The sequence below is a fragment of the Glaciihabitans sp. GrIS 2.15 genome, from assembly GCF_035984695.1.
Taxonomy (GTDB): Bacteria; Actinomycetota; Actinomycetes; order Actinomycetales; family Microbacteriaceae; genus Lacisediminihabitans.
In genome coordinates, this window is sequence record NZ_JAXCHU010000005.1 from 230,031 (window position 1) to 242,039 (window position 12,009).

Sequence of the window (12,009 nt, forward strand, 5' to 3'; positions counted from 1 at the left end):
GCCGTCTGGCACCGTAAGAGACTAGCATCCACGCGCTACCCCTTTCGTACGCCGGAGTGAACGTTCCGGCTCGACTTCGAGCACCGTTCCCGTCGCAGAGAAGTCGGGCAGCGCGACGCCAGGCAGCGCGAACGCGCTGAACGACGGACCACTTCCAGACAGGCGGATGCCGGCGCCGCCGCGCTCGGCCGTCGCGTGCCCGTAGAGCGGCCGCGGCGTCCCGGCGAAGGCATGCGCGGGAAGCGACACATCGTAGGCGCCCCGGGCGGCGATCACGAGGACCGACTCCTTGGCTGTCTCTCGGATGAAAACGAGCACCTCTCGCCCGACATGCAGCCAGCGCATACCACCACCGTTGAGTGCCGGATGTCCGGTGCGCAGGTGGATGAGATCGGAGTAGGGGTCGATCGTGGGGGCCGCGGCATCCACCTGGTCCCACGGTATGGGCGTTCGTGAGTGCTCACCGTCGTCACCGACCAGGCCGAACTCGTCGCCGGCGAAGACCACGGGAATGCCCGGCATCGTCATCGACAGCCCGACAGCCACCGGCTGGGCGCCGTCGATCGCGTGCGTGAGAAAGCGCGGGGTGTCGTGCGTGTCGAGGGCGTTCATCGTGCTCAGCTGCACACGCCAAGGAAAGCCGTGCGCAAACTGGCGATGCGCCGCGAAGACCTGCTCACCGGTGTAGGACGGAATCTTGCCGAACGGTAAGCCGAAGTACGACGATTCGCGCTCCTGGGCCGACAGCCAACCCCACACCGGTCGGGTGAAGTTGGCGTAGGTCATAGCGCCATGCCATGCGTCGCCCTGAAAATCGCTCGTCGCATCGTTGGTCGATTCACCGAGCAGGATCGTGTCGGGGTTGATCTCGATCATTGTGCGCCGGATGATGCCCCGTACTTCGGCATTGAGATCGTCGGTCAGATGGCGTCCCGTCATGTTCGCGACGTCGATGCGCCAGCCGTCGAGCGAATAGGGCGGCGCCAGCCACTTCGCCACGATGGAGTCCGGTCCCTCGATGAACCGAGCCCGCAGTTCGGGCGAGTTCCAGTTGAACTTGGGAAGGCTCGGCACGCCCAGCCACGACGCGTACTCGCGCTGCTCGGCATCCAGCCAGTAGTAGAAGGCGCTCTCTGGCGTACCGGGCCTGAGGTGGGATGCCTCGAACCATTCGTGCGCGTCGCCACTGTGATTCGAGGTGAGGTCGCCGATCACCCGGAGACCGCGAGCGTGCGCCGAATGCACCAGGGCAATAAGCGCCGCATCCCCGCCGAGAAGGGGATCGACCTCATCGAAGGAGAGCGCGTCGTAGCGGTGATTGGACCGCGCGGGGAAGACCGGGGTGAGATAGAGCATGGTGACGCCGAGGCGCTCGAGGTGATCGAGGTGCTGCTCAATGCCCTTGAGATCGCCACCGTAAAACTGGGTCGACGTGTGCGGCCCGACGTGCGTCACCGGATCGCTCCACTGCGCCTGCTCTGCCCAGGCTGGCAGTTCGCGCCCCGCGGCATCCGCAGATCGGGCGAACCGGTCAGGGAACACCTGGTACATCACGCTGGCCTTCGCCCACTCTGGCGGCGCAGGGTGGGCGAGGATCTTGAAGTCCTCCGAGTCAAGAGTCTCGATCGTGTGAAGACCCGTGGCGTTGAGCCAACAGTTGGACCCGTCGGCGAGTGTGAAGAGAAAGCGGTAGCCGTGGGTCAGGTTCTCCACCTCGATCTCCGCTTCCCACCACTCCCAGCCCTCGACTATCGCCACGGGGGATGCCATCGTGAACCGCGGTTCGTGATTGGGATTGGAGCGCGTGCGTACGACATCGACCGGACCGAAATCCGACGGGATCCGCACGCGCACGCGCACGCGATCGCCAAGTCGGGGCGTGGCGTCGGAGACGTAGAGGGGAGAACCGTCGTGATGCGGCTCGTGCACGATGCCCATGATGATCCTTTTTTGTGCGACGCGGAAGACCGTTGGGCCCGGTAGGTCAGTGGAGAAACTGCAGAAACACCGTCGCATCCGAATTATGCCAGTAGTGGAAGCGCTTCCCGTCTGGCGGGGATGCAATAGGGTTTTCGCATGAGCCTCGACATTCTGCAGGGATCCTCCGTGCCCTCAACCGAGTCCGTCACCCTTTCCAGCGCCGCCGGAATTCAGTGGTGGCGCTCCGCGGTGATCTACCAGATTTACCCTCGCTCCTTCGCCGACGGCATGGGAGACGACGGCCTTGGCGACCTCGTCGGAATCACCGAGCGCCTTCCCGCGCTAGTGGAACTCGGGGTGGATGCGATCTGGCTCTCGCCCTTTTATACGTCGCCACAGAAAGACGCGGGGTACGACGTGGCCGACTATTGCGACGTCGACCCGATCTTCGGCACCCTCGCCGACTTCGACGCGCTCGAGAAGCGCGTGCACGAACTCGGGCTCAAGCTCATCGTGGACCTGGTACCCAACCACTCCTCAGACCAGCACGCGTGGTTCCAAGCCGCGCTCGCCTCGCCGGAGGGAAGCCCCGAACGAGGGCGCTACCTGTTCCGTGACGGCGCGGGCGTCGACGGCGAGCTGCCACCCAACAACTGGGAATCCGTCTTCGGCGGTCCGGCCTGGAGCCGCCTCACCAAAGCCGATGGCACCCCTGGCCAGTGGTACCTTCACCTCTTCGACGCCTCGCAGCCCGACCTCGACTGGCAGAACCCCTGGGTACGCGACCAGTTCCGCCACATCCTGCGCTTTTGGCTTGACCGCGGCGTCGACGGCTTCCGAGTGGATGTCGCGCACGGGCTAATCAAAGCGGCCGGCCTTCCCGATTACACGCCATCGGCCGGCGGCGGCAGTATGGGCGGAAGCGGCAGCCTGGGGCTTGAGCCAGAAATCGACGCCCATCTCGGAAAGGGCGAAACCACACCACCGTACTGGGCGCAAGAAGGCGTGCACGAGATCTACCGCGACTGGCACTGCGTGCTGGAGGAATACGAGGGTGATCGCGTGCTCTGCGCCGAGGCCTGGGTCGAGCCACTCGACAAGCTCGCGCACTGGGTACGCCCCGACGAGATGCAGCAGGCATTCAACTTCTCTTACCTCGAGACGCCCTGGAGTGGCCCGTCCATGCGGGCGACCATTAACGCTTCGCTTGCCGCCTTCACCGGGGTCGGCGCACCGAGCACCTGGGTGCTCTCTAACCACGATGTGGTCCGTCACGCCTCGCGCCTCGCGGTCACGGCCGAGAACCCACAGGGGCACGGTATTGGGCCGCGATCCCCCGGTCAGCCGGTACGTTCTCTCGGACTGCGCCGCGCGCGCGCGGCGACCACGCTCATGCTCGCACTGCCGGGCAGCGCCTACATCTACCAGGGCGAAGAGCTGGGCCTTCCCGAAGTTATCGATCTCCCCGACGAGGCACGCCAAGACCCCACCTGGTTCCGAACCAAGGGCGAGCGCTACGGGCGCGATGGATGCCGAGTGCCGATCCCCTGGGAGGCGGACGCGCCGGCCTACGGGTTCGGCTCGAGTGGCAAAAGCTGGCTCCCGCAGCCGGAGGACTGGGCGCCCTACGCTCGCGACGCGCAGCGCGGCCTGCCCGGCTCGACCCTCGAGCTCTATCGCACCCTTCTGGCAGCACGGTCGCGCGCAAATCTCGGACTCGGCGATATCGAGTGGCTCGACGGCTACCCGGATGCCGTGGTCGCCTTCCGCAACGGCTCCGTCACGGTGATCGCCAACACCGGCGATGCCGCGGTGGAGTTGCCCGCTGGCGAGGTCATTGTGGCCTCCGAGGAGTTCGACGCGCGGCAGCTTCCGAGTGACACTGCGGTGTGGTTGCGCTCCTGAATGTTAGTTCGCGTTGGCCTTGAGCCATGCGAACGGATCAACGGGTGTGTTGTTTAGGTGGATCTCGAGGTGGAGGTGAGCGCCCGTAGAGGCGCCGCTGCTGCCCACCTGGCCCACTTGGTCGGACACCTTCACCATCTGGCCGACGACCATGCGCACCGACCCGGCGAGCATGTGGCCATAGATGCTCTGCACCTTCTGGCCGTTGATGTTGTGGTCGATTGTCACGTTGTTGCCGAGACCGCCGCCGTCGAATTCGACCTTGCTCACGACGCCGTTGGCGATGGCCTGGATGGGGACGCCAGAGCCCGGAGTGAAATCGACACCTTCGTGGAAGGTTGAGCAGAATCCGCACCCTTCGACCTGGCGGGGCCCGAAGCCGGAGGCGATCGGCACCGGCACGGGGAAGGGCCACTGGATCGTGCCGTTCGGATCGTTCGTGTAGGCAGTACTGCGCGCCGCCGACGCGTATTTCGTAGCGATCTGCTGCACGAGGGAGACGACCGTGTAAGCGTCGCGAGGGGGTGCGGCAACTGCGGCGTTGGCATCAACCCTCAGGTTTTGCACTGGCACCCCCGCGCTTGCTGATGTGGTGGTCGCGGAGGCACTGGACACGCCCGATGAGTTGAGGAACGCGCTGGCCGGCAGCGACGTGGAGATGAGCAGTGCACCGGCACCGGCCATCGCTCCGACGGTCATCAGCTTGCGCAGAACGCGTCTGAATCTATTGCGTCGCAGCGGTGCTGCGGGGCGAATCGCGACCGCCACTGTTCGGGCTCGGCGGGTGCGAAGACGAGGTGTGGAGGCGCGGCGTTCTGCCAACTCTCGGCGGCTTCGCGCCGAGGGCAGCCCGATGTCGTCGGTCACAGGCCTCCCGAGCCAGCGAACGGCACTCCCAGTGGAGCGCTCCCACATGCACAGGACAGGCTTGCGACTGCAGGCGACATGACAGGTGCTCCTTGCGACGCTGCGCGGTACCAGTGGACTGGTACGGCCACAAACGTCCTTTGGGCTCGCGACGCCGCTGGCTCCATGCGTAAGTAACGAATTTGCTAACAGTAGCCAAAAAGACCACGGAAGACCACCCCGCATGCGGGGGCGGATTTCAGTTCGCGTTCGCCTTGAGCCAGGCGAAGGGGTCGACCGGTGTTCCATCGAGGTGGATTTCGAGGTGAAGATGCGCTCCGGTGGAATGCCCGGTGCTGCCGACCTGCCCGATTTCCTGGGTCACCGTGACCTGCTGGCCAACTACGACCTTTATCGATCCCGCGAGCATGTGGGCGTAGAGGCTCTGCACCTTCTGGCCATTGATGTTGTGGTCGACGATCACGTGATAGCCAAAGCTCGAGTCGTACGCGGCAAAGGTGACCGTGCCGTTCGCAACTGCGCCGATGGGCGTGCCAGAGCCAGGAACGAAGTCAACCCCCTCATGGAAGGATGAGCATCCAGAGCACGGTGACACGCGCCCGCCAAACCCCGAGCTGATTGGCACCGGGGCGGGGAAGGGCCACTGGATTGTGCCGTTTACATCGTTCGTGTACTCGAAGTTCTGACTGCCGAGCTGCATACGGGACGGCTGGATGGTGTTGACGACCGTGTAGGAATCCCGCGTCGTCGCCGCATCGAGGGCGGTGCCGGCGACAGCGAGTCCCTGCACCTCCGAGCTCGCCTGCGTCGGGAACTGCGCGCTTGAAGCACTCGCCGAGTTACCCGGGAGAGCCACCGCTGGCAGCGAGGTCGCCACGAGCAGTGCACCCGCCCCGAACATCGCTCCGAAGGTGACGAATTTGCGGAGTACCTTCGCGCGACGGGGAGTGGATGACCGTGCGGACGTTACCGGAACCGACTTCACCCGAGCGGCTCGCACCGGTGTCGGTCTCGCCGACGTCAAGCGCCGCGGAACCCTGGCCTTTCGTGCCCGGGACACCGGTGCTGCGTTCTCTTGTGCCCTCAGGTTGCGACGCGAAATGAACGGTACTGCGTCGGGAGTGGCGCCTGCGTGGTCCGCGACATCTGCTGAGTCGAGATTCCAGCTGAAATCCGCCACGCTAGCGATTCTCCGACTTCGTCGGTCGAGCGGGTGTCAAACAAAAAACGATCACAGCTGGTGGTCCTCCAACAACGAATACAGCGAGATGGAGAACTCGAGTACGTCTGTGGGTCTGGAATTGGCATGTCAAATAATGACGTGGTCGATGCCGCAAATCCCCGGGCCGAAGCCCGTGGAAATTATAACGAACGGGTAAAGGCTACGACACTCTGTGCCAAACGGCAATTACGTCGGGTCCGTGAGGTGGCCACACCCGTGGTTCACGAGAGTCTGAATTTGTCTTCAGCGTTCGCGGAGCAGCCATTGAAAAGTCGCGGCGAGATACGAAAATCCGGTAACCACCAGCGCCTATCCAGTGCCGATGAAATTTCGATTGCCGCTCCGGCTCGAATCGGCGTGCCCGCGAAAAAAGCCCCACCCTTGCCGCACAAATCTCCCCTGGTGCCGAAACGCGAAAGGCCCGTCTCGTGTCGAGGCGGGCCGGTGTTCGCGCTGGTAATGGTGGCAAGTGCGAGATTCGAACTCACGAAGTCGTAGACGGCTGATTTACAGTCAGATCCCTTTGGCCACTTGGGTAACTTGCCATGCCCGCCAACCATAGGTCAACGGTGCATCGTAAGGATACAGGGTGAACGGCCTCCGCGAAATCGGGTAAGCGACGACCGAGGTAATAGGTTTCAGTTGGTCGCACGACAGGTGCGATGGGCAGGCGCCGTGGCTGGCATCCAGGAGGTTGCGGATGCCGCATTTCACCGCCTGTTACTTCGCCGCCTGTTACTTCGCCGCCTGTTACTGCACAGGGTCGACGTCCCTCGCGTACCCGGTGGAGTATCGGATCACATCGACGAGGTACCGATTCGACCCGTTATAAGCGAGCACTGCCTTGCGCCAGCCGCTCTCGGTATCGAGGGCCTTTCCTCCCGCGCGGCATAGGTAGCTCGCCGCAGCGAGAGTTGCGTCGTCGATGTTCTGTGGATCCTGCACCCCGTCGGCGTTGCCGTCCGCATGCCAGTTGCGCCAAGTTTCGGGGATGAGCTGCATCGGACCCACCGCACGGTCGATCGTTGCGTCGCCGTCGATCGCCCCCTTGTCGGAGTCGGGGATGTTTGCCACCGCACCCCCGCTGAGCGGAATCCCGAAAATCGGCGGAATCGCAGAGCCATTGGCCGCGATTCTGCCTCCAAAGATGGTGCCGTGGCGGGATTCGACCTCGCCGATGCCAGCGAGGGTGTTCCAACCAATTCCACAGGGGCGACTCTCGAACGAGATCGCGACGCCGGCATAGGCAGCAAGCGCGCGCGGGGGAATACCGGTCTTCCTCGCGGTGGCCGCGACCCAGGCCGGGTCGGCGAGCGCGGAGAGCGCGGGACCGGCCGGATCTGGCGCTGCGCTGACCGGCGCGGCCGTCGCAAACCGGGCGAGCGGGATCGAGGGGCTCTCGGCATCCGGACGCCCCGGTAGTCCGACCCCTCCCGGCAGCGTGAAGGCCACGATGGCCCCGACCACGGCAACGGTGGCCATTACGCCGGCCGCGGAAATCAGGACCACTCGCAGATTCGACATCGGATCCTATCTTCGCCTGACCGGCCCGTTAAACTGCTGGAATGGCTGACCCAACTTTTGACATCGTGAGCAAGGTCGACAAAATGGAGGCCGACAACGCGCTCCATCAGGCACAGAAGGAAATCGCGCAGCGATACGACTTCAAGAACGTGGGCGCACAGGTGAATTGGAGTGGCGAGAAGCTGCTGCTCAAGGCCTCATCGGAGGATCGCGTTAAGGCAGTGCTCGAAGTGCTCGAGGCCAAGTTCATCAAGCGAGGCATCTCGCTGCGCAGCCTCGATACCGGGGAACCCTATCCGTCAGGAAAGGAGTACCGCATCGACATTTCGCTGAAAAACGGAATCTCGAGTGAGGATGCGAAAAAGGTCTCAAAACTCATCCGCGACGAGGGGCCCAAGAGCGTGAAGGCGCAAATCCAGGGCGACGAACTTCGGGTCACCTCGAAAAGCCGCGACGATTTGCAGTCGACGATGGCAATCCTCAAGGGCGCGGATCTCGATATCGATCTTCAGTTCGTCAACTTCCGCTGAGCCTGCTGTCCACGCGACCCAATGATTTCGTTCGTCGTCAATTTCTTCGCCAGCTCCCTCTTCGCCACGATCGCTCTGGTAGTCGACATTTCGATCCGGGTGATCGCGGTGATTGTGGTGCCGCAGAACCGCAAGCCGCAAACCGCTATGGCGTGGTTGCTCGCGATCTTCCTCATCCCGTACGTCGGGATCCTCCTGTTCCTGCTCTTCGGCAGCACGAAGTTGCCGAAGAGCCGGAGGGAGAAACAGGTCGAGATCAACGCCTTCATCCTCGAGACGACCGAGGGAATGGACCGGGTGGAGAAGGAAATCGACTTTCCGTCGTGGCTCGAACCGATCGTGGAACAGAATCGCACTCTGGGCTCGATGCCCCTGGTCGGGGGCAACACGGCGAAGCTGTACACCGACTATGCGGGGTCCCTCGCCGCAATGACCGAGGCGGTGGGCCAGGCGAAGCGATTCGTGCACGCGGAGTTCTACATCCTGTCGTACGACCAGACAACGAAGCCGTTCTTCGATGCGCTCGAGGCCGCGGTGTCGCGAGGGGTGACCGTGCGGGTGTTGCTCGACCACATCGCGTCGATACGCTCCCCCGGCTACCTGCGCACCATTCGTCGGCTGAAGCGCATCGGAGCGCTGTGGCAGCTGATGCTGCCGGTGCAGCCCTGGCGCGGACGCTGGCAGCGTCCCGACCTGCGTAACCACCGCAAGCTGCTCGTGATCGATCGCACCGTCGCGTTCACCGGATCGCAGAACATGATCGATCGCAGCTACAACAAGCGCGGCAACATCCGTCGCGGCCTGCAGTGGAAGGACCTGATGGTGCGATTCGAGGGACCGGTCGTCGCCGGCATCAACGCACTTTTCGTCACGGACTGGTACAGCGAGACCGACGAGTTGCTCCTGCGGGAGACCGACCGCTTTCCCGATGCGAAAATCGTGGGTGCGATCGATGCCCAGGTGGTGCCGAGTGGGCCGGGGTTTGACCTCGAGAACAACCTTCGGCTTTTCGACTCGCTCGTGTACAACGCACGACGCCGGGTGATCATCACGAGTCCGTATTTCGTGCCAGACGATTCGATGCTCTACGCGATCACCAACGCCGCCTACCGCGGGCTCGACGTGCAGCTCTTTTGCTCAGCCGTGGCCGACCAACCCGTGGTCTTCCACGCCCAGCGCAGCTACTACGAGGCGCTGCTGCGAGCCGGCGTGCGCATATGGTTGTACACGTCGCCGACGGTGCTGCACGCGAAGCATTTCACGATCGATGATGAGGTGGCGGTGATCGGGTCAAGCAATATGGACATGCGCTCGTTCACCCTCAACTACGAGATATCGATCATGGTGCACGGTCGTCAGATCGTGGCCCAACTGCGTGAAATAGAGGAGACCTATCGCGAGCACAGCACGGAACTGCTGCTCGACGACTGGCTAACCCGACCCCTCCGCTCGAAAGTGCTCGACAACACCGCGCGGCTGACCGCCGCAGTTCAGTAACGCGTGGCTTGACTGGTCCCGTGCAGCGGTGGATCAGGCCTCGGAGCGCGACACCGCGACCATCTCGACGCGAGGCACGATCTTGATACGCAGGCGGCCGACTGGTTCGCCCAGCGCTTTCTCGTGCTCATCGAGACGATGCCAGCCGCTGAGGTCGGTGTATTCCACTCCCCGCTCCTGAAGGAGGTCGACCACGGACTGCTCGTCGGGATGCGACGGTGCCCACCAATTCGCCTGGTCGTTCACAACATGCTTGATGGTCTCCATCGCATCGCTCTTGGTGTGTCCGATCAGTCCAACCGGTCCGCGCTTGATCCAGCCCGTGGCGTAGACACCGGGCACCGGGTGGTCCGTATCATCCAAAACCTGGCCTTCACGGTTGGGAATGATGCCGCGCCTCTCGTCGAAGGGGATCCCCGGCAGGGGCGACCCGAAGTATCCGACCGCGCGATACACGGCCTGAACCGGCAGTTCGCGGACTTCGCCGGTGCCGACGACTCCACCCTGCCCGTCGGGGGCAGTGCGTTCGTAGCGGAATCCCTCCACCCGCCCGTCTCCGGTGACCGCCACCGGGTTCGCGTGGAAATGCAGGTGCAGCCGTCGGGATGCGGTGCCAGCCTCCCGTGCGCGCCACCCGGTGAACACCTTATCGATCACGAACACCTGCTTATTGCTCGCGATCGCGGCCTTCGACGCCTCGTCGTAGTCGAAGTCCTCGTCGTGCACGATCATGTCCACATCTCGCAACTCGCCGAGTTCGCGCAACTCAAGCGGTGTGAACTTCACCTGCATTGGTCCGCGGCGCCCGAAGACGTGGACGTCGGTCACTGGAGAGGCGGCGAGGGCCTCGTAGACGTTGGCCGGGATCTCGGTCGGCAGCAGGTCGTCCGCGTGCTTCGCGAGAATGCGGGCCACATCGAGGGCCACGTTGCCGTTGCCGATCACCGCCACTTGCTTTGCCTCGAGCGGCCATCCGCGCGGCACGTCGGGATGCCCGTCGTACCAGCTCACGAACTCGGCGGCACCGTAGCTGCCGTCGAGATCGATCCCCGGGATGTCCAGATCGGCATCGCGCACCGCACCGGTGGAGAAAATCACGGCGTTGTAGTGGGCCTTGAGATCGTCGAGGGTGATGTCCTGCCCGTAGAGGACGTTACCGAAGAGACGAATACGACCGGTGTCGAGCACTTCGCGCAGCGCCGTGATAATTCCCTTGATCCGCGGATGGTCGGGGGCCACGCCGTAGCGAACCAGTCCGTACGGAGCCGGAAGCTGCTCGAACAGGTCGATCGACACCTCGAAGTACTTCTCCGCCTTCAGCAGGATGTCGGCCGCATATATTCCTGCGGGACCGGCACCGACAATGGCAAGTCTCAGTTTCGTCATGGGTTCCTTGTTGGTCTGCAGCAGATCTCGACTGTCTCGACCCGCGGGATGGCGCTGCGGTTAGTTGGAGCGTTCGACGACGCTCTCGGCAAAGCGGGTGAGGGCCTTCTTCACGGGGCCGGCTGGCAGCGGGACGAGCGCTTCCACGGCCTCCCGCGCCCATCGGTGTGCCTCGTCCAGAGTCTTCTGCGTCACCTCGTGGCCGCGCAACTCGGCGATCGCGTTGGCGAGCTCCGCCTCATCGTCATTTTCGGGCGAGTAGTGCGCCGCGTTGACGTCGCGCTCGAGGCGGGTAAGCAGGTCGGCGGCATCCACATCGGTCTTCGCGAGGTCGCGCAGGTACAGCAGCGGGAGAGTGGCGACCCCGGACCGCAGGTCGGTTCCGGGGGTTTTTCCTGTCTCCTCCTCGCCGGCCGCCAGATCGATCACGTCGTCGATGAGCTGGAACGCGACGCCGATCTTCTCGCCAAAAACCTTCACCGGGGTGCGATATTCCTCCGGGGCATTGCCGAACATTATGCCCATCTCCGCTGCGGCGGCAATGAGCGATCCGGTCTTGTCGGCGAGTACCTGGATGTAGTGGTCGATCGGGTCTTCGCCGTCGCGCGGGCCGATCGTCTCGTGCAGCTGGCCGAGGCAGAGACGCTCGAAGGTGTTGGCCTGGAGCATGATCGCCCTTTCGCCAAGGCTGGACATCAGCTTAGATGCTCGCGCGAACAGCAGGTCTCCGGTGAGAATGGCCACTGAGTTACCCCAGACGCTCTGAGCACTCGGCACGCCTCGACGCATCCCGGCCTCATCCATGACGTCGTCGTGGTACAGCGAAGCGAGATGGGTGATCTCCAGGGCTTCGGCGGCGATCATCACCTCGGGAGTGTTGCCACTGCCGAGTTGCGCGGTGAGCAGTGCCAGCGTCGGGCGCACCCGCTTGCCTCCCGCCTCGAGGAGATAGCGGGTTGTCACATCCGCGAGATCGTCGGCGAATGACACCTGGTCGAGCAGGCCGGTTTCAACCTCGTCGAGACCGTCTTCGATCGCGGAGGCGAATTTGCGCTCGCTCGCCGATGAGAACAGCTTTTCGCCAAGCCCGAGGGCGGAGTTGAGCGAGTTACGGCGGCGGGCGAGGGGCACGCTGGGAGTCACGGGGTCGGCCTTACC

Annotated in this window: 9 protein-coding genes and 1 tRNA gene; 3 read left to right on the forward strand and 7 right to left on the reverse strand. The window is 63.8% G+C overall.

Annotated features, from left to right (window positions below; translation table 11 throughout):
* Nucleotides 1-21 precede the first annotated feature (21 nt).
* Complete coding sequence (locus tag RCH11_RS09465; RefSeq protein WP_327056741.1) at nucleotides 22-1,938, reverse strand: glycoside hydrolase family 13 protein; 1,917 nt, start codon at nucleotides 1,936-1,938, stop codon at nucleotides 22-24.
* A gap of 138 nt (nucleotides 1,939-2,076) precedes the next feature.
* On the opposite strand from RCH11_RS09465, the gene RCH11_RS09470 reads away from it, so the two are divergent.
* The gene (locus tag RCH11_RS09470; RefSeq protein WP_327056742.1) at nucleotides 2,077-3,825 is read left to right on the forward strand and encodes a glycoside hydrolase family 13 protein; all 1,749 of its coding nucleotides are present in this window, start codon (nucleotides 2,077-2,079) and stop codon (nucleotides 3,823-3,825) included.
* 3 nt (nucleotides 3,826-3,828) lie between these two features.
* Here the strand turns inward: RCH11_RS09470 and RCH11_RS09475 are convergent, their stop codons facing one another.
* The 4 genes from RCH11_RS09475 to RCH11_RS09490 all read right to left on the reverse strand — a co-directional run bounded on the left by RCH11_RS09475 (nucleotide 3,829) and on the right by RCH11_RS09490 (nucleotide 7,438).
* The gene (locus tag RCH11_RS09475) at nucleotides 3,829-4,692 is read right to left on the reverse strand and encodes a M23 family metallopeptidase (protein ID WP_327056743.1); all 864 of its coding nucleotides are present in this window, start codon (nucleotides 4,690-4,692) and stop codon (nucleotides 3,829-3,831) included.
* Between the two features lie 238 nt (nucleotides 4,693-4,930).
* A complete protein-coding gene (locus tag RCH11_RS09480) occupies nucleotides 4,931-5,872 on the reverse strand; it encodes a M23 family metallopeptidase (RefSeq protein WP_327056744.1) in 942 nt (313 codons plus the stop codon).
* Nucleotides 5,873-6,374: 502 nt separating this feature from the next.
* Nucleotides 6,375-6,459: transfer RNA gene (locus tag RCH11_RS09485), tRNA-Tyr, on the reverse strand.
* Between the two features lie 205 nt (nucleotides 6,460-6,664).
* A complete protein-coding gene (locus tag RCH11_RS09490) occupies nucleotides 6,665-7,438 on the reverse strand; it encodes a lytic transglycosylase domain-containing protein (RefSeq protein WP_327056745.1) in 774 nt (257 codons plus the stop codon).
* 41 nt (nucleotides 7,439-7,479) lie between these two features.
* Here RCH11_RS09490 and RCH11_RS09495 point away from each other — a divergent pair, with 41 nt between their 5' ends.
* On the forward strand, nucleotides 7,480-7,968 hold the full coding sequence (locus RCH11_RS09495) for a YajQ family cyclic di-GMP-binding protein (RefSeq protein ID WP_327056746.1): 489 nt from the start codon (nucleotides 7,480-7,482) through the stop codon (nucleotides 7,966-7,968).
* Nucleotides 7,969-7,989: 21 nt separating this feature from the next.
* Nucleotides 7,990-9,465, forward strand: coding sequence for a cardiolipin synthase (gene cls / locus RCH11_RS09500; protein ID WP_327056747.1), 1,476 nt, complete (start codon nucleotides 7,990-7,992; stop codon nucleotides 9,463-9,465).
* 33 nt (nucleotides 9,466-9,498) lie between these two features.
* Here cls and RCH11_RS09505 read toward each other — a convergent pair whose 3' ends face one another.
* The gene (locus tag RCH11_RS09505) at nucleotides 9,499-10,851 is read right to left on the reverse strand and encodes an FAD-dependent oxidoreductase (RefSeq protein WP_327056748.1); all 1,353 of its coding nucleotides are present in this window, start codon (nucleotides 10,849-10,851) and stop codon (nucleotides 9,499-9,501) included.
* 60 nt (nucleotides 10,852-10,911) lie between these two features.
* Entirely contained in the window at nucleotides 10,912-11,994 is a 1,083-nt protein-coding gene (locus RCH11_RS09510) for a polyprenyl synthetase family protein (protein WP_327056749.1), read from the reverse strand.
* Nucleotides 11,995-12,009: the final 15 nt, after the last annotated feature.

Excerpts from the sequence above, each read along its gene's own strand:
- RCH11_RS09465 (WP_327056741.1), bottom strand. The coding sequence starts at position 1,938 with ATGGGCATCGTGCACGAGCCGCATCACGACGGTTCTCCCCTCTACGTC.
- RCH11_RS09470 (WP_327056742.1), top strand. The coding sequence starts at position 2,077 with ATGAGCCTCGACATTCTGCAGGGATCCTCCGTGCCCTCAACCGAGTCC.
- RCH11_RS09490 (WP_327056745.1), bottom strand. The coding sequence starts at position 7,438 with ATGTCGAATCTGCGAGTGGTCCTGATTTCCGCGGCCGGCGTAATGGCC.
- RCH11_RS09495 (WP_327056746.1), top strand. The coding sequence starts at position 7,480 with ATGGCTGACCCAACTTTTGACATCGTGAGCAAGGTCGACAAAATGGAG.
- cls (WP_327056747.1), top strand. The coding sequence starts at position 7,990 with ATGATTTCGTTCGTCGTCAATTTCTTCGCCAGCTCCCTCTTCGCCACG.
- RCH11_RS09505 (WP_327056748.1), bottom strand. The coding sequence starts at position 10,851 with ATGACGAAACTGAGACTTGCCATTGTCGGTGCCGGTCCCGCAGGAATA.